Here is a 26,461-nt window from a genome sequence, read left to right as displayed (position 1 = left end):
GGAATCCTTAGTTTTCGAAGTCTTCGATGGGAGGGCAGGAGCAGATCAGGTTGCGGTCACCGGCGGCGCCGTCGATCCGGCCTACCGGCGGGAAGTACTTGTCCTGCTTGAGGTGGTGGACCGGGAAGGCGGCCTGCTCGCGCGGGTACTCGCGGTTCCAGTCGGAGGAGACGACGGCGGCCGCGGTGTGCGGTGCGTTGCGCAGCGGGGAGTTCTCCACAGTGAAGTCTCCGTTGGCCACCTGGTCGATTTCCTGGCGGATGGTGATCATCGCGTCGATGAAGCGGTCGATCTCCACCAGGTCCTCGGACTCGGTGGGCTCCACCATGAGCGTGCCGGCAACCGGGAACGCCAGTGTGGGGGCGTGGAAGCCGAAGTCGATGAGGCGCTTGGCCACGTCTTCCGCGGTGACGCCGGTCTTGGCCGTCAGGGCGCGCAGGTCCAGGATGCACTCGTGCGCCACGAGTCCGCCTTCGCCGGTGTACAGCACCGGGAAGAACTCGTTCAGGCGGGAGGCGATGTAGTTCGCCGCCAGCAGCGCGGACTTGGTGGCCTCGGTCAGGCCGGAGCCGCCCATGAGCTTCACGTAGGCCCAGGAAATGGGCAACACACCGGCAGAGCCGAAGCGCGAAGCGGAGATCGCAACTCCGTGGCCGGCTTCGTGTGCGGCCTTGTTGGCATCGCCCGGCATGAACGGCGCCAGGTGTGCCTTGGCTGCCACCGGGCCTACGCCGGGGCCGCCGCCGCCGTGCGGGATGCAGAAGGTCTTGTGCAGGTTCAGGTGGGAGACGTCGCCGCCGAACTTGCCGGGCTGGGCAAGGCCCACCAGCGCGTTCAGGTTGGCGCCGTCAACGTAGACCTGGCCGCCGGCCGCGTGCACCGTGTCACAGATTTCGCGCACGTCGGCGTCGTATACGCCGTGGGTGGACGGGTAGGTGATCATGATCGCGGACAGGACGTCCTTGTGGGTTTCGATCTTCGCCTGGAAGTCGGCGTGGTCGATCGTGCCGTCTGCAGCGGTGGCCACGACAACAACCTTCATGCCGGCCAGTACGGCCGAGGCGGCGTTGGTGCCGTGCGCCGACGCCGGGATCAGGCAGACGTTGCGCTGGTCATCGCCCCGTGACAGGTGGTACCCGCGGATCGCGAGCAGGCCCGCGAGTTCGCCCTGCGAGCCGGCGTTCGGCTGAATGGAGACCTGGTCGTAGCCGGTGATCTCGGCGAGGTCCGCTTCCAGGCCCTCGATCAGTTCACGCCAGCCCTCGGTCTGGGAATCCGGGGCGAACGGGTGGATGGAGGCGAACTCCGGCCAGGAAATGGCTTCCATCTCGGCGGTGGCGTTCAGCTTCATGGTGCAGGAACCCAGCGGGATCATGGTGCGGTCCAGTGCGAGGTCGCGGTCCGAAAGCTTGCGGATGTAGCGCAGCAGCTGGGTTTCGGAGCGGTGGGTGTTGAAGACCGGGTGCTGCAGGTAGTCCGAGGAACGTTCGACGGCGGCCTCGAGGGCGAAGCCTGCGTCGGCGTCGGTGCCGGCAACCTCGGCGCCGAAGACGGCGGCAACAGCGGCGACGATTTCCGGCGTCGTGGTTTCGTCAGTAGAGATGCCCACCGTGTCGGCGTCGATGCCGCGCAGGTTGATGCCCTTGGCCTCCGCCGCGGCAACGATTTCAACGGCCTTGCCCGGAACGCGGACGGTGACGGTGTCGAAGAAGCTGCCGTGCAGCACCTCGAGGCCGGCACCCTGCAGGGACGCTGCCAGGGTGCGGGCGCTGTTGTGGACTGCCTCGGCGATGGCTTTCAGGCCGTCGGGGCCGTGGTAGACGGCGTACATCGAGGAGACGATGGCCAGCAGTGCCTGCGCGGTGCAGATATTGGACGTGGCCTTTTCGCGGCGGATGTGCTGCTCGCGGGTCTGCAGGGCCAGGCGGTATGCCGGGGTGCCGGCGTTGTCCTTGGACACGCCCACCAGGCGGCCGGGCATGGAGCGTTCGAGGCCCTTTTGGACCGCCATGTAGGCAGCGTGCGGGCCACCAAAGAACAGCGGGACGCCGAGTCGCTGCGTGGAGCCGACGGCGATGTCCGCGCCCTGCTCGCCCGGAGGCGTGATCAGCGTCAGCGAGAGCAGGTCGGCCGCAACGGTGACCAGGGCGCCGCGTTGCTTGGCGGCTGCGATGACGGCGGAGTGGTCGAACACCCGGCCGGAAACGCCCGGCTGCTGCAGCACGATGCCGTTGATATCGCCGTCGGGCAGGCCCTGGGACAGGTCCGCAACCTCAACCTCGAAGCCGAGTGCCTCGGCGCGGCCCTTGACGATGGCGATGGTCTGGGGCAGGACATCGGCGTCGAGGACGGTCTTGCCGTCGTGGGCGGTCTTGTTCTTGTTGGCGCGGCGCATCATCAGCACGGCTTCGGCAACAGCGGTGGCTTCGTCCAGCAGGGAGGCGTTCGCGATGGGCAGTCCCACGAGGTCCTGAACCATGGTCTGGAAGTTCAGGAGCGCCTCGAGGCGGCCCTGGGAGATTTCCGGCTGGTACGGAGTGTAGGCGGTGTACCAGGCCGGGGATTCCAGGACGTTGCGGCGGATCACCGGCGGGGTCACGGTGTCGTAGTAGCCCTGGCCGATCATCTGCACGGCCGTCTTGTTCTTGGCAGCCAGCTTGCGCAGCTCGCCGAGGACTTCAACCTCACTGAGGGCGTCCTGAAGGCGGAGGGCGACGTCCTGGCGGATGTCGTTGGGAACCGCGGTGTCTACCAGTGAGTCGACGGTGTCGTAGCCGACAGACTTGAGCATGGTGTCGATGTCGGCCTGGCGGCGGGCGCCAATGTGCCGATCGACGAAGGTGGTGGAGGCTGAACTAACCGTCACGAAGGAACTCCATTACTAATGGCGGCGCAGGGTACGCCGCAGTGGTCCGGGTTCCTCCCCGCTCTGTATTGGACCTGAGAGTTTCCGCGTTGCCGTACTTTCGCACAGCTCCGCTTGCACCGTCGGTGAGCAGGGCGTGTCCGGCGTTGTTGCTCCAACTGGGTTGGGTCACAAACGGACAGCCTGCTGCTTTCCAGAGTTGCCTTGCCGCGGCGGTACATGGGCCTGAGAGATTCCTGGGGAGGATTTGCTCCTACGGCGCCTGCTTGTACCTACTTGCAGAACTCTCCCGCCGCAGATCAAAGGCATATTTAGTTAGCGGTGACAACAGTCACAGCTGCAATTGTCCTACGTGCAAGTCCAGTCTGCAAACTCCGCCACCCAGCCCGACGCCGCGTTACGGCTCCGGTTGCGACTCTGCCGGGCGGCGGACCGCGGACACCGTTGCAGTCAGCCCCGGAGCCGCTCGACGGCGGCCAGCAGGCTGTCGACGTCGCCGCTCATTTCGGGCGGGGCGGCACCGGGACCGCTGGCCAGCATGGCGTTGAAATAGAGGCCGTCACCCATGTACAGCACGGCCTTGGCCATGGCCGGGCCGACGTCCCCGGCCAGCAGCTCCAGCCAGCTCCCCTGGACAGCCGCAAAACGGTGCAGCGTTTCCTTGTGCGCCACTTCGGCGAGCCGCGTGGCAGCCACAAAGACCCGGTCCAGCGGAGTATCAGCCCAGAGCGAGGACCTGATGAAGTAGACCGCCGCTCCCTCCGGAGCCTTCGCCATGGCGCCCAAATCCAGTGCAACCAGCACGTCCATGCGCTCAAGCAGGGCCGAAATCATGGCCTCCTTGTTCGGGAAGTGGTACAGCAGTCCCCCCTTGGAAACGCCGGCCCGCCTGGCGACGGCATCCAGCGTGGCGGCACGCTCGCCCACCTCGATCAGGAGGGATTCAAAGGCGTCGAGCACGGCTTCGCGTGCGACGGGTTTTCTGGCCATGGTTCCTATCATGCCCGGTGACCCGGGCTCATTTCTTAACTATACCGTCCGGACGGTACAGTTACTGCCATGGGAAACTCACCTTCAACCTCGACGCCGGCAACCCGGCACCTTACAGCGCGTCCGGCCCGGCCCCCTGCCGCTGCCGGCAGCCGGACACCCGCCCCGAAGCCGGGGCGCGACTGGCTGGCCCTGGCGCTACTGATGTTCCCGGTATTGCTGGTGGCAGTGGACAACACTGCGCTGACCTTCGCGTTGCCCGCCATCGCCCGCAGCCTCGAGCCCACCGGCGTTCAGCTGCTGTGGATTGTTGATGCCTACCCGCTAGTCCTGGCCGGCCTCCTGGTTGCCATGGGGAGTTTCGGTGACAGGATCGGCCGCCGCCGGCTCCTGCTGATCGGCAGCACCGGCTTTGCCGCGGTGTCCGCTGCCACTGCGTTCGCCCCCAGCGCGGAATGGTTGATCGCCGGCCGCGCGGCCCTGGGATTTTTCGGGGCGATGCTTATGCCTTCCACCTTGTCCCTGATCCGCAACATCTTTCCGGACGCCAACCGGCGCCGGCTGGCGATCGCCATCTGGGCGGCAGGGTTCTCCGGCGGCGCCGCGCTGGGACCGATCTTCGGCGGCTGGCTCGTGGAGCACTACTGGTGGGGAGCGATCCTGCTGGTGGCAGTGCCCATCATGCTGCCTATCCTCGCACTCGGCCCTGTCCTCATTCCCGAGTCCAGGGATCCCCGGCCCGGAACGGTGGATGGTGCCAGCATCGCCCTCTCGCTGCTGACGATGGTTCCGCTGGTCTACGGCATCAAGTCATTGGCTACGGAAGGTTTCGGCCCCGCGTCAGCCGCGGCCATCGGCTTCGGACTCCTGATTGGCTGCGCCTTCGTCCGGCGCCAAAAGACGTTGCCCAGCCCGCTGCTGGACATGAGCCTCTTCGGGAACAGGATTTTCAGCACGGCCATCACCGCCAACGTCCTGGCCCTATTTTCGTTCAACGGCTTCATCCTGTTCCTGGCCCAGCACCTCCAGCTCCTGGAGGGCCAGCGGCCTACGGAGGCCGGAATCGCCATGATCCCGGCCCTGGTTGCCACCGTGGTTGCCGGCCTGCTGGTGGTGCCGCTGGTGCGGAAAGTCCGGCCCGGCTTCGTGGTGGCCGGCGGCCTTTGCCTGAGCGCCACCGGCTACTTCATGGTGGCGTTCGGCGACCACTCAGGCGGTCCGGCCCTCCTGCTGGGCGCCCTCCTGGTCCTGGCCCTGGGCGTGGGGGCAGCCGAAACGATCTCCAACGACATGATCCTGGGGTCCGTACCACCGGAGAAATCAGGGGCGGCTGCCGCTATCTCAGAGACCGGCTACGAGATTGGCTCACTGCTTGGCACGGCCGTACTCGGCTCGATCCTGACCGCGTCGTACCAGCGGAACCTGGTCCTGCCGGAGGGGCTCGCAGCGTCCGGCCCGGGAGGTGCAGCAGAGGGGATCACCCATGCCCGGGAGACCCTCGCCGGGTCCATGGAGCTCGCGCAGTCGCTCCCCGGACCGCTGGCGGACGCCCTGACGTCCGCCGCCCGGATTGCGTTTGAGTCGGGAGTCCACGTGACGGCGTCCATCGGGCTGGTGCTGATGGCGGGGGCGGCAGTCCTGGTCGCCGTCGTACTCCGCGGAGTGCCGAAAGCGGCGTAGCGCGCAGCCCGCCGCCGTCGCCTGCAGGCGGCACCACTCCGCAGCAGCAGAAAGCCCGGCGTCGGAGATCATCCGGCGCCGGGCTTTCTGGTGACTAGGAGTGTGGCTTACTTGCTGTCGGGAATGGTCACGCTGGCCGAGGCCTTCATGTTCTCCGCGCCCACCATCCAGGCGTACTGCTCGAGCTTCGAAATGAACTCATGAAGCAGGTCAGCCGTTGTGGGATCTTCCTCGTCCACTTCATCATGGACTTTGCGCATGGTGCCCACAGCCGCTTCGAGCGCCGCGACGATGCGGTCGACGGCGTCCTTGGTGTTGATGAGCCCCTGCGGGAACTGCGCCAGGCTGGTGGTTTCCGCAACGGTGGCGCTGCGGCCGTCCGGCAGGGCGTGGAGTGCACGCATGCGCTCCGCCATGTCGTCGGCGAAGTTCCGGGCAGCGTCGATAATTTCATCCAGTTGCAGGTGGAGGTCGCGGAAGTTGGTTCCCACAATGTTCCAGTGGGCCTGCTTGCCCTGGATGTGCAGTTCAATCAGGTCCGCGAGCACAGCCTGCAGATTATTGGTCAGCGTCGGTGATGCCTTCATTGATCCTCCTGGTTTCAGCGGTTTCTCGGGTAGTTCGAAACTATCCCAGCCGCCACAACGGCGCCACCGATTCTCTCCCCGGGCTTAACAAAATGATGATTGTTCATTTTTTCCTTGCCATGCGGCGGCGTGACGTGGATACTAAATGAACGTCATTCATTTAGTGACCGCCGTCTCACTGGAGTATTCGCCATGATTGAAATTACCTGCCTTGAACCACCCGCTTCCCTGGCCCGGACGCAGCCTTCCGCCCGCCCTGCACTGCGGGTCGGCGTGGTCCAGCACCGCTGGCACGCCGACCCTGCGCGCCTTCGCGCAGAACTGGACGAGGGCATCCGGCGCGCGGCCCGGCTGGGGGCCACCGTTGTCTTCCTGCCGGAACTGACGCTCTCCCGTTACCCGGCGGATACGCTCCCGGAAAACGACACGTCACGCTCCTGGGCCGCGCGTCCCCGCCCGTCGGACCTCGCTGAGGACCTGCTGACCGGGCCCACGTTCCGCTTCGCCGCCGACGCCGCCCGCCGCCACGGCATCTCCGTCCATGCGTCGCTGTACCAGCGCGCGGACAATCCTGAGGGCACCGACGATGGCCTCGGCTTGAACACTGCGATCCTGGTGTCTCCCGAAGGCGAACTGCTGGCCCGCACGCACAAACTGCACATCCCCGTGACCGCCGGCTACTACGAGGACAAATTCTTCCGTCAGGGCCCGGCGTCCACGGATGCCCACGAGGTCCACTCCCCCGCCGAACTCGGTGGCGCCAGGCTGGGGATGCCCACCTGCTGGGACGAATGGTTCCCGGAACTCGCCCGGCTGTACTCCCTGGGCGGAGCCGAACTCCTGGTCTACCCCACTGCCATCGGCTCCGAACCGGACCACCCGGACTTCGACACCCAGCCGCTCTGGCAGCAGGTCATCGTGGGGAACGGCATCGCCAACGGCCTGTTCATGGTGGCCCCCAACCGCTGGGGAAACGAAGGCACGTTGAACTTCTACGGTTCCTCGTTCATCTCGGACCCATACGGCCGGATCCTCGCCCAGGCGCCCCGCGACGAATCCGCTGTCCTCGTCGCCGACCTGGACCTGGACCAGCGCAGGGACTGGCTGACGCTGTTCCCGTTCCTGGCCACCCGCCGCCCGGACACCTATGCACGGCTCACCGAACCCGTCCGGGGTGACCAGCCGCTCGGCGGTCCGGCCCCCGTCTACCTGGAGGTGACCGCGTGAGCAGCTGGCGCATGCCCGCCGAGACGGCCCCGCAGGAACGCATCTGGATGGCCTTCCCAACGGGCGGCTACACCCTTGGCGACACCGCGGAAGAGGCGCACGCCGCCCGGACCGTCTGGGCGGCGGTCGCCAATGCCGCCGTCGAATTTGAGCCGGTCACCGTGGTGGTGGCGCCCGACGACGTCGGGATTGCCGCCCGCTACCTGGACCCCGCCGTCGAGGTGCTCACCGCCGATCTCAACGATGCGTGGATGCGGGACATCGGCCCCACCTTCGTCCTCGACGACGACGGCCGCCTCGGCGCCGTCGACTGGGTCTTCAACGGCTGGGGCGGGCAGGACTGGGCCCGCTGGGACAAGGACTCGCTGATCGGCGCGGAGGTGGCCGGCCGCTCCGGAGCGCGGCACATCGCCTCCGGTCTCGTCAATGAAGGCGGCGGAATTCACGTGGACGGCGAGGGGACAGTGCTGCTGACCGAAACCGTGCAGCTGGATCCGGGCCGCAACCCGGGTCTCACCAACGCCGAGGTGGAAGCAGAACTCGCCCGGACCATCGGGGCCACCCACGCCGTCTGGCTGCCGCGCGGCCTGACCAGGGACTCGGAGCGGTTCGGCACCCGCGGCCATGTGGACATCGTGGCCGCCATCCCCTCCCCCGGCACTCTGCTGGTCCATTCCCAGCAGGACCCGGAGCATCCGGATTTCGAGGTCAGCCGCGAAATCATCAGCTTCCTGTCCACCACCAGGGACGCCGCAGGCCGCGAGTGGAACATCATCGAGGTCCCCGCTCCCGCCACCCTCAGGGACCACGAGGGTTTCGTGGACTACAGCTACATCAACCACCTGGTGGTCAACGGCGGCGTGATTGCCTGCACGTTCGCCGACCCCAACGACGAAAAGGCACGTCGGATCCTTGCCGATGCCTACCCCGGCCGCCGGATCGTGGGCATCGACGCCCGCGAACTGTTCGCCAGGGGCGGAGGCATCCACTGCATCACCCAGCAGCAGCCTGCTGCTTCCCCTAAAGTATTGACTTCGTGAAAGGTCCGGACATGACCCAAACCATCCGCCAGGGCTCCCAGGCCAGCGCCGCCGGCACAGAAGCAGCCGGCACAGCGGCGTCCGTCACCGACGCGCCCGGCACCCCGCACGGCATCACCGGAAAGGGACTGAAGGGCGGGCAGCTGGGCCTCCTCGCCGTCGTCGTCCTTGGCATTTCCACCATCGCACCGGCCTATACGCTCACCAGCGCCCTTGGCCCCACCGTGAACGAAGCCGGGCTGCAGCTGCCCGTCATTTTCCTCATCGGTTTCATCCCCATGATCCTGGTGTCCCTGGCCTACAGGGAACTCAACGCCGACTCGCCGGACAGCGGCACTACCTTCACATGGGTTACCAAGGCCTTCGGCCCGTGGGTGGGCTGGATGGGCGGGTGGGGACTCCTCGCCGCGAACATCATCGTGCTGTCCAACCTGGCAGCTGTGGCAGTGGACTTCTTCTACCTGTTTCTCGCCCAGCTCACGGGCGCACCGGAGCTTGCCGACCTCGCCGCCAACAAGCCCTTGAACGTCGCCACCTGCTTCGTGTTCGTGGCCCTGGCTGTCTGGGTCAGCTACCGCGGCCTGCACACCACCAAGATCGTCCAGTACGGCCTGGTGGGGTTCCAGCTGCTCGTGCTGGGACTGTTCGTGGCCATGGCCTTCGCCAACTGGTCGTCCTCGGAAACCTCCATCCCGTTCAGCTGGGAATGGTTTGACGTCACAAAGATCGAGACGTTCGGGCAGATTGCCGCCGGAATTTCGTTGTCCATCTTTGTGTACTGGGGCTGGGATGTCTGCCTCACCGTGAACGAGGAAACGGCCAACGGCAAGAAGACCGCGGGCATCGCCGGCACCCTCACCGCCGTCATTGTCCTGGGCATCTACCTGCTGGTCACTATCGCCACCATGATGTTCGCGGGCGTGGGCACCGAGGGCGTCGGGCTGAACAACGAAGAGAACCACGCGAACATTTTCACCGCGCTGGCGTCCCCCATCATGGGCCCGTTTGCCATCCTCATGTCCTTGGCGGTCCTGTCCAGCTCGGCGGCGTCCCTGCAGTCCACCTTCACCTCGCCGTCCCGAAGCCTGCTGGCCATGGCGCACTACGGCGCCCTGCCGAAACCGTTCAGCCACATGAGCAAGAAGTTTGCGACGCCGGGCTTCGCCACGGTTGCCGCAGGCGTCCTCTCCGCGGGGTTCTATGCGGTGATGCACGTGGTCAGCGAAAACGTCCTGAACGACACCATCCTGGCCCTGGGGCTGATGATCTGCTTCTACTACGGGCTGACGGCATTCGCGTGCGCCTGGTACTTCCGGAACAGCGTCTTCAGCAGTGTCCGCCACTTCGTCCTGCGGCTGCTCTGCCCGCTCCTGGGCGGACTGGGGCTGCTGGTGGTCTTCCTACAGACGGCCGCGGACAGCTGGGCGCCGGAGTTCGGCAGCGGATCAGAGATCTTCGGCGTGGGGCTGGTCTTCGTCCTCGGCGTGGGAATCCTCGCCCTGGGCGCCGTGTTCATGCTCATCATGGCCAGGCTGCGTCCCGGGTTCTTCCGCGGCGAAACCATCCGCAAGGACACTCCTGCCTTGGTGGTCCCGGAGTAACTCCGGGACCACCAAGGGGCATCAGTGCCAGGGCCCAGCGGGCGGGCAGGTCACCAGTAGTGGGCAACGTCAACCACGAACCGGGAGCCCGCTCCGGGTCCGTCCAGGGTGAACACCCTGAACGGCAGCCGTCCGCGGACACCCAGACCCATGGTCGAGTAACCCTCGAAGCTGCCGGCCCAAGCCACTTGCCGGAACGTCTGGTAGCCGCCAACGTTGGTCAGTTCTTTCTTGTCGGCCGGGCTGTATGTGGACTTGCCGCCGTCGTCATATGCCGGTGAATTGACGGTGACCTGGAGGAATGCCCGCCCCCGGAGGGGAACCGGCAACCCCGAACCGTCCTGCACAACAGTGGGGACGTACCGCACCGTGTAGCCCTTCACCGGACCGTTGAGGTCAACCACCAGGCGGTCGAAGCAGTAGTGCTGCCCGGTCCGCACGTTGGTGACCTTCCCGGTTCCCATAGTGGCTTCGGATTTCGCCAGCGACCCCCACACCAGACCGCAGTAGGACGCCGATGCCGGCGCCGGGGCCACCAGGCCGAGCCCGGCAGCCATCAGGATCGCCGCCAGCCATACTTGGAATTTCTTCATTTCAGCCACCTCGGAAGTGATGAGATAACTCAAGCGTAGGAGCCGTGACAGGCTAAAACGAGGGCCGAAATCCCTTCGGCGCCCAACTGTTAAATTGCGGTTGTGCAGATTACGGGACGGTTATTCAGCGGCGCATTTGGCGGCACTCAGGGGCATTCCGGAAGGTCATTGGACACGCTTCCGTAATGCCGCATAACGACGAGGCGCCGGCGGGCCTCACGGCTCGCCGGCGCCTTCGATGCCGTGCTTCTGAAATTGGGGCGGGTGCTGGAAGCTGCCTAGCCTTCGCAGTCGCGGCAGTACTTCATGCCGTTCTTTTCGCGGGCAACCTGGGACCGGTGACGGACGAGGAAGCACGAGGAGCAGGTGAATTCGTCGGACTGCTCGGGGACAACGGTGACCGTGAGTTCTTCGCCGGAAAGGTCCGCCCCGGGAAGGTCAATTCCCTCAGCCGTATCGTTCTCATCAACGTCGATGACGGCGGTCTGGGCTCCGCCGCCGCGGGACGCCTGAAGGGCCTCCAGTGATTCAGCGGGAGACTCTTCTTCTGTCTTGCGTGGGGCGTCGTAATCGGTAGCCATTGCGTGGTTCACTTTCGTTGCTGCGCAGCGCCATTTCAGGCACCTCAGTGAAGCAGTTTAGGACATTATGCCGGTTGTTGAAGAAAAGTGTGTTGAACCCGACAAATCGGACCGTTACCGGCCGGTTCCAAGCTCCCTGGAAAGGCAGGCCAGCGGCTATCCCTCGCTTGCCGCGGCAGCCTTCTCCCGGTGCGCGATCGCCGCATGATCGGCCGCAATGGACACGCCGCTGAGCGCCGGCAGCCAGCCCCACCTGGTGACGTCGGCGATCGCGGCATTGCCCTGTTCCCACGCACCTTGTTCCCAGGCGCCGTCGCCCGACGGGGAGGCAGCAGGCAAGGTCCGGGCTTCGAACCATGAAGCCATTCTGGTGAACAGGCGTGATGTCATAGCCCCAAAGTAGGCGCCCCGTGTTGTGGGCACGTTTCGCCGGAGTCTCCGCGGAGTTACATTTCCGGGATTCGCGGATGGCAGGTGCTGGCGGCCCGTGGACCTGGGCCTGGACCCTACGCCACTGGCCACACAACCAGGGTCTTCCAGGTGGCCGGATCGGGCTCCGTGGCGGGGTCGCTCAAGTAGTATTCCCACATTGAGTCGGCCGGGCTGAATCCCTCTTCCTTCATCCGCGCCTGGATGGCGTCGTACGTGGCACTCAGCGTGTCGTACGGACCGGTGTGGGTGGCTTCGAAGGCCTGGCACGCCGGCAGGATTCCGGCCGCCACTCCTTCTGACCCGGTGAAGGGCGCTGCCACCGGAAATCCCGCCTCGACGTCAACCGTGTCGGTGGGCATGCCCCGGTACAGGCCGAAGGGCGGCCCGGCAATCTGCACGGCCTGGTTCTGGGCTGCGGCCATGACGGCGCCAAAGGCGCGTCCAAAGAACGGGGGTAGCTCGCCCATGGGCACTTTTTCGCGGACGACGGCGGTGGGCTGCTCGGGGCGTTGGACCAGCCGGATGCCGGTTTTCTCTTGGCTCATACGCCAAGGTTCCGCGGTGTGAATGGAACAGCGTAGGGCCAAACGGCCCGGGGCCCGGCGCTGGGACTTCCTGGGTCTTGTCAGTTTTCGACCACCGCTGACACGTCGGCCAAATATTTCGCTTCGGCCGTGGTGTTCATATTTCTCCGATCAGGGCCGCGGCGGTGCATTCCGGACCGTAGCCGACTGTTCTATCGGGAGCCCTGCCGCCTTCCACTCGGGGAAGCCGTCCTCAAGCCTTGTGGCGAGGCGCCCTTCGTCCGTGAGCAGCCGCACGGCCTCGTCCGCATATAGGCAGTATGGTCCGCGGCAGTAGGCGACGATTTCGCTCCCCTGGGGAACCTCGCGCAGTCGAGACTTAACGTCCGAGAAGGGCACGGAAAGCGCCCCCGGGATATGTCCGGCTTCGTACTCTGCCTGCGGCCGCACGTCCAGCACAACGACGTCGCCCTGCCGCAGCCATAGCAGCAGTTCGTCACGCGTGATCATGCTCAGGTCGGCGCGGTTGCCGACGTAGGCACGGACGAGATCGCCCAGCTCCCCCGAATGCGCTTCGGCTGCCTCCCGAAGTGCTCGCCATAGCCGCTCCACTGCGGGGCTGGCAAGCGAGTAATAGATCCTCGTCCCCGACCGTCGGGAGTAGACGATGCCGGCACGCAGCAGGCGCTGCAAGTGCTGGGATGTGTTGGCCATACTCTGGTGGATCTCTGCGGCCAGCTCCTCAACCGACCGTTCGCCTTGCCCCAGGATATCGATCAGCTGCGCCCTTCTGCCGTTCCCCAACGCCTTTGCAGCTTCGACGAGGGCGTCGAAGAGCGCATCCTTTTCCTGCTGGTTGCCCACTCACCCTCCTCCTATTCAAGAGTTCTCTTGACAAGCCTACCGTCAGAGGATTCTTATTCAAGTACCTACTTAAATTAAGAAAGGGGGTGGTGGCCGTGTCCACCATCCAAGCTCCCAAAGGAGAAAAGTCCCGTCTCCGGACAGGAGCCGCTCTCATGACGCTGGCCGGGTTGGCCTTCGTGGGTTACGCCGTAATCTTCCTTGTACTCAACTTCACGGACGCCTTCCTCGAGCTGGGCATCGGCCCCGAACAAGTGGACAAGGGGAAGGCGGAAATCGAGGCGTTCAGCCCCCAGCTGTATCACTACATCAGCCATCTGCACATCGCGGTCAGCGGCTTCATCGCTGCGACCGTGCTGGCCGTCGCAGGCCTGTCCTGGTATGGAGTGCGCCGCGGAGAACGGTGGGCCTTTGCCACAGCCGTTATCGTCCCGGTCGTCGGACTCGCCGTTGCCCTCCCCGCGCACTACCCATGGGGTCTGGCCACGCTTGGTCACCTCGGCCTGATCTACCTCGCCGTTCTCATTTTCCTGGTAGGGGTCGTGGCAGCCTACAGCGGAATGCGAAGCTCCACGATGACACGCCACTGACACTCGATGACCCGGAAACAGTCCGTCGGGGAATATAAGGAGGCCTTCGACACGACCGCGGTGCTCAGCGCCTTCGATGCAGCCAGCCCGGAAGCGCAATCGCCGACGCAGGTTAAGTCCGGCGCCGATACGGGTGAGTAAAGGGTGGGTCCACGACCTGAAAAAAGCAAAAGGCCCCTGCCCTGCGGCGCTACAACCACAGGTCAAGCCACAGTGGAGCCCCCTGTCGGATTCGAACCGACGACCCCCGCTTTACAAGAGCGGTGCTCTGGCCAACTGAGCTAAGGAGGCGTGCCTGTTTCTGCCCGACGGATCAGGCGCAACGAGCGGCACTGGATGCAGTGCTAGATAAGGTTAGCCCAAGGACGCCCCGCTGGTAAAAACGGCAGTGGCCCGGTGCCGGATGGTTCCGAAACCGGGCCACTGGCCTGATGCGCGAGGGTGGTTGTTAGCCCTTGGCGTCGATTGCGGCCTGGATGAACGGGATCAGGTCGGTATTGGCGGAGTCGCCCTTGCCCCACTGCTTGCCGTCCACGAAGGCAGTCGGAGTGCCGGTCACACCGATGGCAGCAGCCTCCTGCGTGGCCACCTTTACGTAGGGCCGGTATTTCTTCTCTTCCACACACGTGTCGATGCTCTTGGCGCCCACGTCCGTGGCCATCTTCTTCAGATCGTCGTCCGAAAGGCCGGCACTGCCTTCCGCGGGCTGCTTCTCGAAGAGAGCGTTGACGAAGTCGGAGTACTTTTCGGGCGATTCGTTGACTACGCAGGCCGCAGCGTTGGCCGCGCGGGAGGAGTAGTTGGTGGTGGACTGCAGGTCCAGGAAGCCGAGCGGCCTGTACTCCAGCGAGATCTTCCCTTCGTTGCGGAGGCTGGTCAACTGTTCGTTGTAGGTGGTTTCAAACCGCTTGCAGACGGGGCAGATGAAGTCGATATAGACGACCACCTTCACAGGCTTGCCGGCTTCCGCCTCAGCACCGGGTGCCTTCACCTCTGCAGGCGGCGTTTCCGGCTTAGACGGGACGTCCTTCACGTTCACCGCAGCGGGATCGGACTTCACTACCTCGGAGTTTGCCAGCAGCGTCACGCCGCCGTGGATGTTGCCGTTGGCCGGAGTGGGGCCTTCGTCTGCCACGGGAGCGTTGTTCCTGATGTTGGAACTGACTACCAGTGCAACGATTGCGAGGATGGCTACGACGGCCACCACAATGCCCCAGCCGATGAGGAGTTTATTGCGCTTGTCCTTCTTCAGCTGCGCCTCACGGATTTCACGGGCTTTCTCGCGGGCCTCGGCAGTGCGTTCTGCTTTGGACTTGCGGGGTTCGTTTGCGGCGCTCATCAGTTCCTCGGGTCGATCGGCCAGGTGCGGACCACATCAGTGGCAACTTTGTCAGTTTAGGGGAGAAACCTGAGAGCTTGCGCCTTCAACTTTCCGTCCGTCTGCCCAACGGATGGATAGCACGGAAGATTCCAGCCGACTAGGGTTGACTTCGAGCCATTAGCAACCCAAGGGGCACCAATGCACACTACGCACCGTGACAAATCCGAAGCAACCGCTGAAGGAAAACCCGCGCGCGGCGGCGGCCACGAGGCTGCCGCGCTGTACGACTTCATGGTGGTGTCCAACCGGCTCCCGGTTGACCGCTGCGCACCGGAGGACAGGGGTTGCGAGGACGGCTGGCGCAGGTCTCCCGGCGGCTTGGTGACCGCACTGGCCCCGATGATGACCAAGACCGACGGCGCGTGGGTGGGCTGGCATGGCGCCCCGGATGAGACCGTCAAGCCCTTCAGCCACGGCGGAATGGACCTGGTCCCGGTGCAGCTGAGCACGGACGACGTCGAGCTCTTCTATGAGGGCTTTTCCAACGCCACGCTCTGGCCGCTGTATCACGATGTGATTGCGCCGCCGGAATTCCACCGGACCTGGTGGGATTCATACCGTAAGGTAAACCGGCGGTTCGCTGACGCCGTCGTGCGGCACGCCGACCAGGGGGCCACCGTCTGGGTGCAGGACTACCAGCTACAGCTGGTCCCCAAGATGCTCCGCGAAGCGCGCCCGGACCTCAAGATCGGGTTCTTCAACCACATCCCTTTCCCTCCGCCGGAAATCTTCGCCCAGCTTCCCTGGCGCCGGGCCATTATTGACGGCCTCCTCGGCGCCGACCTGGTGGGCTTCCAGCGCCCCAGCGATGCCGGCAACTTCATGCGTTCAGCCCGCCGCTTCCTCGGTGCCAGCGTCAAGCAGCAGCAGGTGCACGTCAAGGGACCGGACGGGGCAACAACCCACATTGCCCGGGCGCAGGCGTTCCCCATCTCCATCGACGTCAAGCAGATCAGCGAACTGGCCCGCAAGCCGGAGATCATCGAGCGCGCCCACCAGATCCGCCGGGACCTCGGCAATCCGAAGACCATCCTCCTCGGCGTCGACCGCCTCGACTACACCAAGGGCATCCGGCACCGGCTCAAGGCCTACGAGGAACTGCTGGCCGACGGCAAGGTCACGGTGGAGGACGCGGCCCTGATCCAGGTGGCAAGCCCCAGCCGGGAGCGGGTGGAGCAATACCGGCTGCTGCGTGAAGAGGTGGAGGGCACCGTGGGCCACATCAACGGCACCTATGACACCATGCAGAACACCGCAGTGCGCTACCTGCACCACAGCTACCCCATCGATGAGATGGTGGCACTGTACCTGGCGGCCGACGTCATGCTGGTCACGGCACTGCGTGACGGCATGAACCTGGTTGCCAAGGAATACGTGACCGCCCGCACCAACAACGACGGCGCCCTGGTGCTCAGCGAATTCGCCGGGGCCTCGGACCAGCTCAAGCAGGCCTTACTGATGAACCCGCACGACATCGACGGCCTCAAGGACACCATCATGCGGGCCGTCAACATGCAGCCCGCCGAGGCGGCCCGCCGGATGCGGTCCATGCGCAAGCAGATCCTGGACCACGACGTCGATCACTGGTCAGCCGACTTCCTTGCAGCGCTCAAAGAGAAAGTGGTCCGCGATGACACCTGATGCAGCCCCGGGCAAGACGCCCCTCACGCTTCAGCCGGAACTCCTGGCGGCCCTCAAAAAGGTGGCCGCCACCGAGCACCTCCTGGTGGCCATGGATTTTGACGGAACAATCTCCCCGCTGGTTGACCACGCGGCTGATGCCCGTCCCCTCCCCCGGTCCGCCGCCGCCTTCGCCGCCCTTGCGGTCCTCCCGCGAACGACGACGGCACTCATCTCGGGCCGGGCCCTCGCCAGCCTCCGGGCGGTCGCTTCGCCGCCGCCCGAGACGCTCCTCATCGGCAGCCACGGGGCCGAAGCCTGGCTGGGACCGGGTTCTTCCGAACTCACCCTGGACCCGGACCAGCTGACGCTGTTGGCAGAAGTCCGCCGCGTCCTTGAAGAGATCGTGGAACAGGCGCCGGGCACCCTGCTGGAGGACAAGCCGGCCGGCGTCGTGCTCCACACCCGCCTGGCCGCCGACGACGTGGCCGAAGACGCCGTCGCCGCAGCCCGCGCAGCCCTGCAGGACCGGCCGGACGTGCACCTGAAGAACGGCAACCGCGTGCTGGAGACGTCCGTCGTTCACGCTTCCAAGGGTGAGGGCATGGCCTTCCTGCGCCAGGCGACCGACGCCACAGCGGTGGTGTTCGCCGGAGACGACACCACCGATGAAGACGCCTTGGGCCGGCTGTATCCGGGCGACGTGGGCGTGAAGGTGGGGCTCGATTTCACGCAGGCGCAGTTCCGCGTGGAGGCGCCCGTGCACATTGCCGAGCTGCTGGAAACACTGCTCCGTGAGCGCACCCTGGCCCTGGCGGAATCCGCGTAGCCGCCCGCGTAAATCCACGCTCCGGACGGACACCGTCACCAATCTCACATGTGACGCCCGTAACATTTGCACCCAAATGCATAAAATCTGACATACTCTGTTTGTGATGTGGCGCACAGACACCGTGCGGCGTCACGCGATACTCCTCGGCTTCGGCCGGGGAGTACACGGCTGAAAGACCGTGGACAACTGAATAAACATGAACCATTCACAACGGATCGTCCGGCACGTACCTGCCGGTGAAGGGATTGATAACTGTGGCTACAGTTACTTTTGATAACGCAACACGTCTGTACCCGGGCACCGATAAGCCCGCCGTCGATAAGCTCAACATCGACATCGCCGATGGCGAATTCCTGGTCCTCGTTGGACCCTCCGGCTGCGGCAAGTCCACCTCCCTGCGCATGCTCGCAGGTCTTGAGGACGTCAACGCAGGCCGCATCCTCATTGGAGACCGCGACGTCACGGACGTTCCGCCGAAGGACCGCGACATCGCGATGGTCTTCCAGAACTACGCCCTGTACCCGCACATGACCGTTGCGGACAACATGGGCTTCGCGCTGAAGATCGCCGGCGTCAGCAAGGAAGAGCGCGCCGAGCGTGTCCGCGAAGCAGCCAAGCTTCTTGACCTGGAGCCGTACCTGGACCGCAAGCCGAAGGCACTCTCCGGCGGTCAGCGCCAGCGTGTCGCCATGGGCCGCGCAATCGTGCGTAACCCGCAGGTCTTCCTCATGGATGAGCCGCTCTCAAACCTCGACGCCAAGCTCCGCGTCCAGACCCGTACGCAGATCGCATCCCTGACCCGCCGCCTGGGCGTCACCACCGTCTACGTGACCCACGACCAGGTCGAGGCCATGACCATGGGTGACCGCGTGGCTGTGCTGAAGGACGGCCTGCTGATGCAGGTTGACACCCCGCGCAACCTCTACGACAAGCCCAAGAACGTCTTCGTTGCCGGCTTCATCGGCTCCCCTGCCATGAACCTGCTGGAACTCCCCGTCGTCGACGGCGGCGTCCAGTTCGGCGGAACCGTGTACCCGGTACCGCGCAACATCCTCGAAGAAGCCCACGGCGCCACCGTCACCCTCGGTTCACGCCCGGAGGACCTGGAGCAGGTCGCCGCCGGTGAAGGCCTTCAGGTTGAGGTTGACGTCGTCGAAGAACTCGGCGCCGACGCCTACGTCTACGGCCACACCACGCTGGACGGCAAGAGCCACGACATCGTGGCACGCGTCGACGGCCGCCGTCCCCCGATGAAGGGCGAATCCATCTACGTTCGCCCGCAGTCCGGACACGTGCACCTGTTCGACACCAAGACCGGCCTGCGCCTCGGCGACTAGCCTTTAGCACTGAACGGCGGCGGCCCCTCCTCACTGGACGGGCCGCCGTCGTGATTTAAGCGCGGTTTCCTGACGTTTGTTTAGGCCGCCTGCCCCTACGTACGGAAGAATTGGCACATGACCGAGGAAAGCAACGCCCAATGGCACGACGAACCCACCGACTACGGCCAGATCGGCAAACTACCTCGGTTTGAAGCGGCCAGCGCCAACGACGACAAGAGTTCCAACGTCTCCAGCAACCTGAGCATCACCGCCGCCTCCGCTGATCCCGAACTCCTGGATCTGCCATGGCACATCGCCCTGGAGGACTGGCCCGCGGAATACCTCGCTGCCCTTCCCCGAGGCATATCCCGGCACATCGTGCGCTTCGCGCACCTGGGCGGCTCGGTGATCGCGATCAAGGAAACATCCGAACACGTGGCCCGCCACGAGTACCACATGCTCCGCAAGCTGGCGCGTCTGGACGTACCCTGCGTCGAGCCTGTAGCCGTAATCACCGGCCGCACCACACCGGACGGCCGGCCACTGAATCCGGTGCTGGTCACGCGGCACCTGAAGTTCTCCATGCCCTACCGCGCGCTTTTCTCACAGATGCTCCGCAAGGACACGCTCACCCGGCTGATCGATGCCCAGGCGCTGCTGATGGTTCGCCTTCACCTGATCGGCTTCTACTGGGGCGACGTTTCGCTCTCCAACACGCTCTTCCGGCGCGACGCCGGCGCTTTCGCCGCCTACCTCGTGGACGCCGAGACAGGCGAGCTGTACCCGGACCTGTCCACAGGCCAGCGCGAGTACGATCTCGAGATCGCCCGGGTCAACATCGCCGGCGAGCTGATGGACCTGCTGGACGGCGGTTTGATCGAAGAAAAAGTGGACCCGGTGGCCACCAGCGAACTCATCATGGACAGCTACCGGAGGCTCTGGACCGAGCTTACCGAGAAGGAATCCTTCGAGATCGGCGAACGCTGGCGCGTGGCAGCCCGGATCCGGAAACTCAACGAGCTGGGGTTCGACGTTGAGGAATACGCGATCAAGACCACCCAGAACGGCTCCACCATCCAGCTCCAGCCCAAGGTGGTGGACGCCGGCCACCACCAGCGCCGCCTGCTGCGGCTGACCGGGCTGGACGCCCAGGAGAACCAGGCCCGCCGCCTGCTCAACGACATGGACTCGTTCCGCGCGGACAACAACCCCTCCATGGATGAGGAATACAGCGCCCACTTGTGGGTCAGCCAAATCTTCGAACCCATCGTCCGTTCGATTCCCCGCGACCTCTCCGGCAAGCTCGAACCCGCCGAAGCCGTCCACGAAGTGCTGGAACACCGCTGGTACATGTCCGAGAAGCAGGAACGGCACATTCCGCTGGCGGAGGCCGTGCAGTCCTACATCGATTCCATCCTCCGGCACCGCCGCGACGAAGCAGCGATCATGCTCAACCCGGACACCGAGCTGCTCAAGATCCTCGAAGTGGAAACCGAGCAGTCCCGGTACGGCGACGAGGACATCGACGAATACCCCGACTCCGACGACTAACGTCGCCGGTCCCTAGATCGCTTTCCCGGGGTTCAGGATGCCGGCCGGATCAAAGAGATGTTTGATCCGGCGCTGCAGTTCCCTGACGGGTTCCGGCTGTTCCAGGCCAAGCCACCGCAGTTTGTACTGCCCGATCCCGTGCTCGCCGGTGATGGTTCCGCCCATGGCCAGGGCCACCGTGATTGATCTGTCCAGGCATTCGCCCAGCCGCTGCATGGCGTCGGCGTCCACCTGGTGGTCCACGCGGTCCACCCAGAAGGTCGGGTGCAGGTTGCCGTCGCCGGCGTGCGCCACCACTTTGAGCTGCACGCCGTGGGCCACAGCCATGGCTTCAAGTTCGCCGATGTAGTCCACAAGCCGCGAGCGCGGCACGGCCACGTCCTCCCCCACCCGGTATTCGTCGTCCACTTCAACGCCGCGGCTGTTCCGCCGGAGTTCCACCAGCTGTTCGGCTTCCGCGCTGGCCTCAGTGGTCACTGTGGCTCCGGTGGCGGCAAGAACCTCGCGGACCACATCGGCTTCCGCCGCCGCCGCCCCGAAGCCGTCCGTCTGGATCAGCAGGAGCGAGGCTCCACGGGTGCTGAGGTCCGAGCCATGGATCTCATCGAGCTGACGCAGCGAACCGCCGTCGAGCAGCTCCATGATGGCGGGCTGCACGCGCGCTTTCCCCACGGCCAGGACACCCGCCGCGGCACTGCGGAAGTCCGGGTAGAACGCGGCAATGGTGTGCACTTCACGGGGAAGGTACTTCAGCCGCAGCGTCGCCCCGACCACAATGCCGAGCGTTCCTTCCGAGCCAACGAACAGCCCGGTCAGGTCGTAGCCGGCAACACCCTTGAACGTCTGGTGCCCGGTGTGAATGAGGGAACCGTCTGCCAGGACAACGTCGAGGGCCAGCACGGAATCGCGGGTGACGCCGTACTTGGCGCAGCGCAGGCCACCGGCGTTGGTGGCAACATTGCCGCCGAGAGTGGACGTGCGGAAGCTCGCGGGATCCGGGGCATACATCAGCCCGTGCACCGCTGCTGCGTCGTTGAGGGCCGCGTTGATCACGCCGGGTTCGACGACGGCGGTCTCGTCGTCCGGGCTCAGGGCGAGGATGCGGTTCATGCGTTCAAGGCTCAGCACGATGCACCCCGGGCTGGCGTGGGCACCGCCGGAAACCCCGGTACCGGCCCCGCGGGCAACAATGGGCGCACTGTGCTTGGCGCAGGCACTGACCACGGCCTGGACGTCCGCGACTGTTTCGGCCCAGACGACGGCCAGTGGCAACTGGTAGTCGACAACCGGTGCCTGGTCCGCGGCGTAACTGGCCAAGGTCGTTTCGTCCACGGCCAGCTTGCCGGGCTCCAGGATGGTTTTGAGCTCGTCAACAATGTTGCTCATGCGGCCTCCAGGTCCGTCGAATCCGGCCTCCAGTCTAAACGGGCGGACCCTTCATCCCTGCTGCTGAGCCCGCAGCAGCTTCAGCTCCCGGTGCCCGGGTACCGGGAAGCACCCAGACCGCCGCCGCGGCCTCGCCCGCGCTGATCCGGGTTCCGGTAGCCCATGCACCCGTATACGCGGTGACGTCACCTGTGCTGAAGGCCGGATCGGCGGCGAGCGCGGCGAACTGGGCCGGAGACAGTGCGCCGGCGGCGAGGTCCGCCCTCGCGGCGGCGCGAGCCACGAACACCAGGACAGCACTCTCTGCCGTCTCCCGTACGTAGGCGAGCGCGTCGCCGTCGGCATACAGCCAGCGGATGCCGCCCTCCGTGAGCGCCGGCTGCCCACGGCGCAGGGATGCCAGGGACGAATAGCTGGGGCGGAGGTCCGCCTCGACCCGGCGGGGGTCGTCCCACGGCATCGGCGTCCTGGCGTCTTCGCCATTGTGCCCTTTAAGTCCGAACTCGTCTCCCGCAAAGACCACCGGAACACCCGGAAGGGTGAACATCATGACGGCCCCGAGCAGCTGCCCGCCGTCAATCATCACCGTGGCTGCACGGGCGGTGTCGTGGCTGTTCAGGGCGTTCATGTTCTGGAGCCGGAGGTCCCAGCTGAAGGCTGCCGCCAGGTCCAGGTGGGTGGCGAGGAAATCCTCGGCACCCATCCGGTTGGGCCCGGCAAGGGGGGTGCCGAAGAAATTGACGTGCGCGGCGTCCCCTGCCAGCCAGGACCACAGCGGACGGGTGAAGTTGGCGTAGGTCATAGCGCCGTGCCAGTGTTCGCCGGTGAAGTCCGGTGCGGCATCGTTGGTGGCTTCGGCCAGCAACGCGGCTTCGGGGTTGATATCCCGGACCCGGTCCGCGATAAGCCGCGCCACCTCCCGGTTGAGGTCCGTGGCGCCCAGCCTGCCGGTCATGTTGCCGACGTCGATCCGCCAGCCGTCCAGGTTGAACGGGGGCCTGAGCCAGCGCGCCACCGGGGAGTCATCGTCCAGGACGAACTTGTGTTTTAGCTCCTCGGAGGACCAGTTGAGCTTGGGCAGCGACGCAACACCGTACCAGGCCTCGTAGTTCCGGACGCCCTGCTCCCCGGTGCCCGGCTTGGTGCCCGGCTCCTTGGACTCCGGCCCCTTGGACTCCGTGAAATAGTAGTAGCCGGTTTCAGCGGATGCCGGATCGGCCAGCGCCCGCCGGAACCACTCGTGGGCATCGCCGGAATGGTTGGCGGTGAGGTCGCCCAACACTTTGATACCGCGGACGTGTGCTGCTTCCACCAGTTTCACGAGGGCGCTCTCCCCGCCGAGCAGCGGATCCACCGCGTTGAAGGTGGAGGCGTCGTAACGGTGGTTGGAACGCGCCGGGAAGAACGGCGTCAGGTAGATGATGTCGGCGCCGAGTCCCTGGATATGGTCCAGCTTTTCGGCCACCCCCGTGAGGTCGCCGCCGTAGAACTGGAACGGCGTGGCCGGCCCGGTTCCCTCCACGGGCGTGCGGTCCCAGCCGGACGGGATGGCCCAGTCAGGCGCCGGATGCGAGTCGGCGTCCGCGGAGCGCGCGAAGCGGTCCGGAAACACCTGGTACATCGTTCCCCGGCGCAGCCACTGGGGAGCGGCGGGGAACGAGGTCAGCCGGAAGTCCGCGTAGTCGGAGACGTCGCGGCGGAACAGTCCCTGCGCGTTGAGGCTCCAGTACCCCGGGCTGCCGGCCGCTGTTCCGCTGCCGAAAGTCCCGGTGCCGAGCGTCCCGGTGCCAGGCGTCCCGCCGTCGTACTCGCCGGCCGCGACTTCCAGCAGGAAGCGGTACCGCGCCACCGGGTTGGTGACCGTCATTTCCGTTTCCCACCAGGTCCAGCCGTCCGACTCCCCCAGGCTGCGGGCGGCGTCGTACCGCGGCTCGCCGTCCTGGACCGACCGCACCCAGACCCGGGCGGCATGCCCCCACGCTGCGGGGACCCTCATGCGGAGCCGGGCAGTATCGCCCAGTGCAGTGCGCCGGGGCGCATGCAGCGGCGAACCGTCGTGGTGCGGGAGGGGGCCGGGTGGGACCGGACCGGGCTGGAGGAATGCCGCCATGCTCAGCCCTTGACCGAGCCCTGGGTGAGGCCGCTGACGATGTAGCGCTGCAGGAACAGGAACAGTGCCATCACCGGGACGGCGGCGAGCACGGCGCCGGCGGCGAAGACCCCCCAGTTCTCCGAGCGCTGCTGGGCGACAAAGGAGTAGAGTCCGACGGCGAGCGTCTGGCTGTCCGGGTCCGTCAGCACTACGCTGGCGATCACGAATTCGCTGGAGATGCCGATGAAGGCAAGCAGCCCCACCACTGCGAGGATCGGCGTGACCAGGCGCAGGATGATGCCGAAGAAGATCTGCACGTGGCTGGCGCCGTCAATCTTTGCCGCCTCGTCCAGGGACTGCGGAACGGTGTTGAAGAAGCCGTACATGAGGTATGTGTTCACCCCGAGTGCGCCGCCGAGGTACACCATGATCAGGCCGAGCTGGCTGCCCAGGCCCAGGGCCGGAATGACCTCGGAGATCCCGCTGAGCAACAGGAAGATGGCCACCACGGCCAACAGTTGCGGGAACATCTGGAGCAGCAGCAGGCTCAGTAGTCCTATCCGGCGCCCCTTGAAGCGCATGCGGGAAAATGCGTAGGCGGCCATGGCGCCCAGGAACACCGTCGCCGCGGAAGTCACCACACCAACCACCATGGTGTTCACGAACCAGCGGCCGAAGGGCCGGGACGGGTCGTTGAACAAGGCGGTGAAGTTGCCGAGGTCGAGTTTGCTGAAAAGCGCATTCGAGCCCACGAGGGTACCGGTGGAGTTGAACGCGGCAGACAGTACATACAGCAGCGGGAAGATCGCGAAGATGGTCACTGCGATTCCTACGAGATGACGCCACCCTTTGTCCTTGAACCAGACACCGAACGTGCGCCGCCGGTGCAACAGCCTCAGCTGATCGACATCGGTGGTCCCGGCTGCGGTGCCTGCTGCGGTGAGGGTGGAGCCTGGGGCGGGAGCCGCCGTCGTGCGGGTGCGTGCCGTTGACCCGTTCATGAGTTCACGTCCTCGAGTGCTTTGGTCTGCTTGAAGCTGATGGCCGAAACAGTGGCCACGATGATGAAGATGATGATCGCCAGGGCGCTGGCGAGGCCGTAGTCACGGCCGGTGCCCTGCCCGAAGGCAACCTTGTATACGAGGGTGATCAGGATGTCGGTGGCTCCAATGTCCCGGTCGGTGTCGGCGAAGCGCGGTCCGCCACCGGTGAGCATGTAGATCACATTGAAGTTGTTGAAATTGAAGGCGAACGAGGAAATCAGCAGCGGTGCAATGGAGACCAGCAAGAGCGGCAGCTTGATGGACCGGAACACCCGCCACGGGCCGGCTCCGTCCATCCGGGCAGCTTCGTCGAGTTCGGTGGGCAGCGACTGGAGGGCACCGGTGCAGACCAGGAACATGTACGGGAAGCCGAGCCACAGGTTGACCACCAGGACACTGACCTTGGCCAGCAAAGGGTCGGTGAGCCAGCCGATCGTGGCCCCGCCCAGAAGCGTCTGGTTGAGCCAGCCGAACTGCGGGTTGAGGATGCCGGACCAGACCAGGCCGGACAGGAACGCGGGGAACGCATAGGGCAGGATCATCAGGATCCGGTACACCTTCTTGCCGCGCAGGTCCTCGCGGTTGAACGTGACTGCCAGGAACAGTCCCAGCGCAAAAGTCAGTGCCACCGACGTGACGGCGAAGGTGAACGTCCACAGGATGACGCCCAGCAAAGGTCCTCGGAGGCTGGGATCGGTGAAGGCACGGGCGAAGTTTTCCATGCCGACGTCGATCTTCCAGCCCGTGGTGAGGGTTTCGCCGCTGCCGTCGGCGAAGGCGCCCCTGCCGTTGTCGCGGTAGACGGCCCCCGTATCGGTGTCGGTGAAGGTATCGGCCGCGGCGTCATACGTCAGCGCCGGCTTGAACTCGTAGGCGTTGCTTCCGTCTGCCGTGCGCAGGGTGCCGTCAGCCGGATTGTCCGAGACGGGCACGGTGATGGCCAGGATCTCCTGCTGGTTGGCGACGATTTCCTGGAAGGTCAGCGTCTGGTAGCCGTCGACGGAGTTGGCCTTACCCGTGGAATCGGTACCGGCGTCGGGCACTTCCTGCAGGGGCGTGCCGGTGCTGCCGATCGTGGCCTTGCCATCCGGATCGGTGAACAACAGGTAGAAGTCGTTGCCCTTGGTGAGCACCGCCGCCTTGTAGGCCGGCGAGTCCGGAACGCGTTTCTGGGCGGTGAGCTGGATGGCCGCGATGGCGTCATCCTTGGTGCTGTTGTGCCCGTCGCCGTAGTTGGTGAAGGCGATGTAGCCGCTGAAGAGCACCACGAAGACCTGGAACACCAGCAGGAACAGCACGCCCGGCGCCAGGTATTTGGCGGGCAGTCCCCCCTTGCGGAGGTAGATCCAGTTAATGGCCAGTACGACGGCGGAAGAGACCGCCAGCGCACCCCAGGACTGGCTGAGGAAAAGCATCATCAGGACATAGACGGCCAGGGCGTCCACCAGGCCCAGGAGCACGATCTTGGCCACGATTCCCTTGGTGGAATCCTGGCGGGAGCGGCTGCTACGGGCCCCGCCCGGCTGGTCTGGCGTGTTGCCCTCCCAGGTTGGCGAAGCTGCTGGCGACGGGGGCTGCGGGGAATCCTGGAAAAGATCGGTTTTGGGCATGGCTGTCTATGGTCCTTGGGAGAAGCGGGGCCGTGGAAATTGCGGGCGCAGC

General features: G+C 65.4%; 22 protein-coding genes, 1 tRNA gene and 1 riboswitch. Of the genes, 9 read left to right on the top strand and 14 right to left on the bottom strand.

Going from position 1 to position 26,461, the window contains the following annotated elements; genetic code table 11:
* Positions 1 to 7 precede the first annotated feature (7 nt).
* Positions 8 to 2,866, bottom strand: coding sequence for an aminomethyl-transferring glycine dehydrogenase (gene gcvP / locus ACSQ1X_RS03960; protein WP_436056724.1), 2,859 nt, complete (start codon positions 2,864 to 2,866; stop codon positions 8 to 10).
* A gap of 203 nt (positions 2,867 to 3,069) precedes the next feature.
* Positions 3,070 to 3,168, bottom strand: a riboswitch (glycine riboswitch).
* Between the two features lie 148 nt (positions 3,169 to 3,316).
* Positions 3,317 to 3,856: a TetR/AcrR family transcriptional regulator gene (locus ACSQ1X_RS03955; RefSeq protein ID WP_055802942.1), complete on the bottom strand. Its 540-nt coding sequence runs from the start codon at positions 3,854 to 3,856 to the stop codon at positions 3,317 to 3,319.
* A 69-nt stretch (positions 3,857 to 3,925) separates the two neighbouring features.
* Between ACSQ1X_RS03955 and ACSQ1X_RS03950 the strand changes: the two genes are divergently transcribed.
* Positions 3,926 to 5,536 carry an MFS transporter gene (locus ACSQ1X_RS03950; protein ID WP_436056723.1) on the top strand — a complete coding sequence of 537 codons (1,611 nt, stop codon included), beginning with the start codon at positions 3,926 to 3,928 and terminating at the stop codon, positions 5,534 to 5,536.
* Between the two features lie 107 nt (positions 5,537 to 5,643).
* On the opposite strand, the gene ACSQ1X_RS03945 is transcribed toward ACSQ1X_RS03950, so the two are convergent.
* Complete coding sequence (locus tag ACSQ1X_RS03945; RefSeq protein ID WP_436056722.1) at positions 5,644 to 6,123, bottom strand: Dps family protein; 480 nt, start codon at positions 6,121 to 6,123, stop codon at positions 5,644 to 5,646.
* A gap of 192 nt (positions 6,124 to 6,315) precedes the next feature.
* On the opposite strand from ACSQ1X_RS03945, the gene ACSQ1X_RS03940 reads away from it, so the two are divergent.
* Genes ACSQ1X_RS03940 through ACSQ1X_RS03930 form a run of 3 tightly spaced genes read left to right on the top strand, consistent with a single transcriptional unit; the run spans position 6,316 to position 9,991 of the window.
* The gene (locus tag ACSQ1X_RS03940; RefSeq protein ID WP_436056721.1) at positions 6,316 to 7,350 is read left to right on the top strand and encodes a nitrilase-related carbon-nitrogen hydrolase; all 1,035 of its coding nucleotides are present in this window, start codon (positions 6,316 to 6,318) and stop codon (positions 7,348 to 7,350) included.
* Positions 7,347 to 8,390, top strand: a complete 1,044-nt coding sequence (locus ACSQ1X_RS03935; protein WP_436056720.1) for an agmatine deiminase family protein — start codon at positions 7,347 to 7,349, stop codon at positions 8,388 to 8,390. Before ACSQ1X_RS03940 ends, ACSQ1X_RS03935 begins: the two co-directional genes overlap by 4 nt.
* A gap of 11 nt (positions 8,391 to 8,401) precedes the next feature.
* Positions 8,402 to 9,991, top strand: coding sequence for an APC family permease (locus tag ACSQ1X_RS03930; protein ID WP_436056719.1), 1,590 nt, complete (start codon positions 8,402 to 8,404; stop codon positions 9,989 to 9,991).
* Positions 9,992 to 10,041: 50 nt separating this feature from the next.
* On the opposite strand, the gene ACSQ1X_RS03925 is transcribed toward ACSQ1X_RS03930, so the two are convergent.
* The 5 genes from ACSQ1X_RS03925 to ACSQ1X_RS03905 form a co-directional block, all read right to left on the bottom strand.
* Positions 10,042 to 10,584 (bottom strand): AMIN-like domain-containing (lipo)protein, encoded by a 543-nt coding sequence (locus ACSQ1X_RS03925; RefSeq protein WP_436056718.1) that lies wholly within the window; start codon positions 10,582 to 10,584, stop codon positions 10,042 to 10,044.
* Positions 10,585 to 10,862: 278 nt separating this feature from the next.
* On the bottom strand, positions 10,863 to 11,165 hold the full coding sequence (locus ACSQ1X_RS03920) for a DUF4193 domain-containing protein (RefSeq protein WP_011690622.1): 303 nt from the start codon (positions 11,163 to 11,165) through the stop codon (positions 10,863 to 10,865).
* Positions 11,166 to 11,321: 156 nt separating this feature from the next.
* Positions 11,322 to 11,555: a hypothetical protein gene (locus ACSQ1X_RS03915; protein ID WP_436056717.1), complete on the bottom strand. Its 234-nt coding sequence runs from the start codon at positions 11,553 to 11,555 to the stop codon at positions 11,322 to 11,324.
* Between the two features lie 116 nt (positions 11,556 to 11,671).
* On the bottom strand, positions 11,672 to 12,142 hold the full coding sequence (locus tag ACSQ1X_RS03910) for a GyrI-like domain-containing protein (RefSeq protein WP_436056716.1): 471 nt from the start codon (positions 12,140 to 12,142) through the stop codon (positions 11,672 to 11,674).
* Positions 12,143 to 12,292: 150 nt separating this feature from the next.
* A complete protein-coding gene (locus ACSQ1X_RS03905) occupies positions 12,293 to 12,985 on the bottom strand; it encodes an ArsR/SmtB family transcription factor (RefSeq protein WP_436056715.1) in 693 nt (230 codons plus the stop codon).
* A 155-nt stretch (positions 12,986 to 13,140) separates the two neighbouring features.
* Between ACSQ1X_RS03905 and ACSQ1X_RS03900 the strand changes: the two genes are divergently transcribed.
* A complete protein-coding gene (locus ACSQ1X_RS03900) occupies positions 13,141 to 13,575 on the top strand; it encodes a hypothetical protein (protein WP_436056714.1) in 435 nt (144 codons plus the stop codon).
* A 214-nt stretch (positions 13,576 to 13,789) separates the two neighbouring features.
* On the opposite strand, the gene ACSQ1X_RS03895 is transcribed toward ACSQ1X_RS03900, so the two are convergent.
* Positions 13,790 to 13,866, bottom strand: a tRNA-Thr gene (locus tag ACSQ1X_RS03895).
* A gap of 157 nt (positions 13,867 to 14,023) precedes the next feature.
* Positions 14,024 to 14,914 (bottom strand): DsbA family protein, encoded by an 891-nt coding sequence (locus ACSQ1X_RS03890; protein ID WP_055802928.1) that lies wholly within the window; start codon positions 14,912 to 14,914, stop codon positions 14,024 to 14,026.
* Positions 14,915 to 15,094: 180 nt separating this feature from the next.
* Between ACSQ1X_RS03890 and ACSQ1X_RS03885 the strand changes: the two genes are divergently transcribed.
* The 4 genes from ACSQ1X_RS03885 to ACSQ1X_RS03870 all read left to right on the top strand — a co-directional run bounded on the left by ACSQ1X_RS03885 (position 15,095) and on the right by ACSQ1X_RS03870 (position 20,278).
* Entirely contained in the window at positions 15,095 to 16,597 is a 1,503-nt protein-coding gene (locus tag ACSQ1X_RS03885; RefSeq protein WP_436056713.1) for an alpha,alpha-trehalose-phosphate synthase (UDP-forming), read from the top strand.
* Positions 16,587 to 17,405: a trehalose-phosphatase gene (gene otsB / locus ACSQ1X_RS03880; RefSeq protein ID WP_055802924.1), complete on the top strand. Its 819-nt coding sequence runs from the start codon at positions 16,587 to 16,589 to the stop codon at positions 17,403 to 17,405. The genes ACSQ1X_RS03885 and otsB overlap by 11 nt, the downstream gene beginning before the upstream one ends.
* Positions 17,406 to 17,662: 257 nt before the next feature.
* Positions 17,663 to 18,745 (top strand): ABC transporter ATP-binding protein, encoded by a 1,083-nt coding sequence (locus ACSQ1X_RS03875; protein ID WP_028271384.1) that lies wholly within the window; start codon positions 17,663 to 17,665, stop codon positions 18,743 to 18,745.
* A gap of 117 nt (positions 18,746 to 18,862) precedes the next feature.
* Positions 18,863 to 20,278, top strand: coding sequence for a DUF4032 domain-containing protein (locus tag ACSQ1X_RS03870; protein WP_055802922.1), 1,416 nt, complete (start codon positions 18,863 to 18,865; stop codon positions 20,276 to 20,278).
* 12 nt (positions 20,279 to 20,290) lie between these two features.
* Here the strand turns inward: ACSQ1X_RS03870 and ACSQ1X_RS03865 are convergent, their stop codons facing one another.
* From ACSQ1X_RS03865 to ACSQ1X_RS03850, 4 genes are read right to left on the bottom strand one after another with little or no spacing between them, the layout of a single operon-like run.
* Positions 20,291 to 21,664, bottom strand: a complete 1,374-nt coding sequence (locus tag ACSQ1X_RS03865) for an FAD-binding oxidoreductase (protein ID WP_436056712.1) — start codon at positions 21,662 to 21,664, stop codon at positions 20,291 to 20,293.
* A gap of 34 nt (positions 21,665 to 21,698) precedes the next feature.
* Positions 21,699 to 23,774: a glycoside hydrolase family 13 protein gene (locus ACSQ1X_RS03860; RefSeq protein WP_436056711.1), complete on the bottom strand. Its 2,076-nt coding sequence runs from the start codon at positions 23,772 to 23,774 to the stop codon at positions 21,699 to 21,701.
* A 2-nt stretch (positions 23,775 to 23,776) separates the two neighbouring features.
* A complete protein-coding gene (locus ACSQ1X_RS03855; protein ID WP_436056710.1) occupies positions 23,777 to 24,757 on the bottom strand; it encodes a sugar ABC transporter permease in 981 nt (326 codons plus the stop codon).
* Entirely contained in the window at positions 24,754 to 26,409 is a 1,656-nt protein-coding gene (locus ACSQ1X_RS03850; RefSeq protein ID WP_436056709.1) for an ABC transporter permease subunit, read from the bottom strand. The genes ACSQ1X_RS03855 and ACSQ1X_RS03850 overlap by 4 nt, the downstream gene beginning before the upstream one ends.
* Positions 26,410 to 26,461: the final 52 nt, after the last annotated feature.

The organism is Arthrobacter sp. LjRoot78, assembly GCF_964254335.1.
GTDB lineage: Bacteria > Actinomycetota > Actinomycetes > Actinomycetales > Micrococcaceae > Arthrobacter.
Note: the sequence above shows the minus strand (reverse complement) of the source record. Positions and strands in the feature narration are given on the sequence as shown.

Coding starts and splice junctions, on each gene's coding strand:
- ACSQ1X_RS03920 (WP_011690622.1), bottom strand. CDS start 11,165: ATGGCTACCGATTACGACGCCCCACGCAAGACAGAAGAAGAGTCTCCC.
- ACSQ1X_RS03950 (WP_436056723.1), top strand. CDS start 3,926: ATGGGAAACTCACCTTCAACCTCGACGCCGGCAACCCGGCACCTTACA.
- ACSQ1X_RS03890 (WP_055802928.1), bottom strand. CDS start 14,914: ATGAGCGCCGCAAACGAACCCCGCAAGTCCAAAGCAGAACGCACTGCC.
- otsB (WP_055802924.1), top strand. CDS start 16,587: ATGACACCTGATGCAGCCCCGGGCAAGACGCCCCTCACGCTTCAGCCG.
- ACSQ1X_RS03955 (WP_055802942.1), bottom strand. CDS start 3,856: ATGGCCAGAAAACCCGTCGCACGCGAAGCCGTGCTCGACGCCTTTGAA.
- ACSQ1X_RS03850 (WP_436056709.1), bottom strand. CDS start 26,409: ATGCCCAAAACCGATCTTTTCCAGGATTCCCCGCAGCCCCCGTCGCCA.
- ACSQ1X_RS03915 (WP_436056717.1), bottom strand. CDS start 11,555: ATGACATCACGCCTGTTCACCAGAATGGCTTCATGGTTCGAAGCCCGG.
- ACSQ1X_RS03860 (WP_436056711.1), bottom strand. CDS start 23,774: ATGGCGGCATTCCTCCAGCCCGGTCCGGTCCCACCCGGCCCCCTCCCG.
- ACSQ1X_RS03855 (WP_436056710.1), bottom strand. CDS start 24,757: ATGAACGGGTCAACGGCACGCACCCGCACGACGGCGGCTCCCGCCCCA.
- ACSQ1X_RS03910 (WP_436056716.1), bottom strand. CDS start 12,142: ATGAGCCAAGAGAAAACCGGCATCCGGCTGGTCCAACGCCCCGAGCAG.
- ACSQ1X_RS03885 (WP_436056713.1), top strand. CDS start 15,095: ATGCACACTACGCACCGTGACAAATCCGAAGCAACCGCTGAAGGAAAA.
- ACSQ1X_RS03865 (WP_436056712.1), bottom strand. CDS start 21,664: ATGAGCAACATTGTTGACGAGCTCAAAACCATCCTGGAGCCCGGCAAG.
- ACSQ1X_RS03930 (WP_436056719.1), top strand. CDS start 8,402: ATGACCCAAACCATCCGCCAGGGCTCCCAGGCCAGCGCCGCCGGCACA.
- ACSQ1X_RS03925 (WP_436056718.1), bottom strand. CDS start 10,584: ATGAAGAAATTCCAAGTATGGCTGGCGGCGATCCTGATGGCTGCCGGG.
- ACSQ1X_RS03900 (WP_436056714.1), top strand. CDS start 13,141: ATGACGCTGGCCGGGTTGGCCTTCGTGGGTTACGCCGTAATCTTCCTT.
- ACSQ1X_RS03945 (WP_436056722.1), bottom strand. CDS start 6,123: ATGAAGGCATCACCGACGCTGACCAATAATCTGCAGGCTGTGCTCGCG.
- ACSQ1X_RS03870 (WP_055802922.1), top strand. CDS start 18,863: ATGACCGAGGAAAGCAACGCCCAATGGCACGACGAACCCACCGACTAC.
- ACSQ1X_RS03940 (WP_436056721.1), top strand. CDS start 6,316: ATGATTGAAATTACCTGCCTTGAACCACCCGCTTCCCTGGCCCGGACG.